The organism is Methanoculleus sp. UBA208 (assembly GCF_002498065.1).
In the GTDB taxonomy this organism is placed as follows: domain Archaea; phylum Halobacteriota; class Methanomicrobia; order Methanomicrobiales; family Methanoculleaceae; genus Methanoculleus.
In genome coordinates this window covers 1-474 of record NZ_DAFZ01000082.1, presented here as the reverse complement: position 1 = coordinate 474, position 474 = coordinate 1, and the positions used below count along the sequence as shown (strand labels likewise).

Here is a 474-nt window from a genome sequence, read left to right as displayed (position 1 = left end):
CGTTGTCCTGGATGTTCGAGCCCGCTTCCACCGTGATCGTATCCCGATCCCCCCGGACCACGGCACCGAACCATACACTCACGTCGTCGGCGAGCGTCACGTCTCCGATGACTGTTGCGTTCTCCGCAATAAAGACGCGGTCCCCCACAACCGATCCGCTCTCCATAGTACGTCTACCATTGGTTGCGGCGATACAAAATGTTCTCCCTCGAGGGTAAGGGAGGGGCGGGTGGGTTTGGTGAGGGACGGGGGGTGTGGAGGCAGACCGGGAGATTGATTGTCGGGGGCGGCCCGGTGGTGAGGCGTGGGGAGTCCTTGGGATTTTGTGAGGTGATATTTGCCAGGAGCATGAGTGGCTGGCGAGTTAGAATTGTATTCCCTCGGATAGGGCTTTGAGAGTAATCAGGCTTCCATTGCTGTTGTTGGAACCTCTAATATGGTGAGGCCCGATACAGTGGACCGTGGGGATATCGC

1 pseudogene is annotated in these 474 nt (G+C 58.0%); it reads right to left on the bottom strand.

Annotated elements, in window-relative coordinates:
* Positions 1-166 (bottom strand): annotated as a pseudogene (locus BRA62_RS08610) (gamma carbonic anhydrase family protein); the annotation flags it as partial.
* Between the last annotated feature and the right edge of the window lie 308 nt (positions 167-474).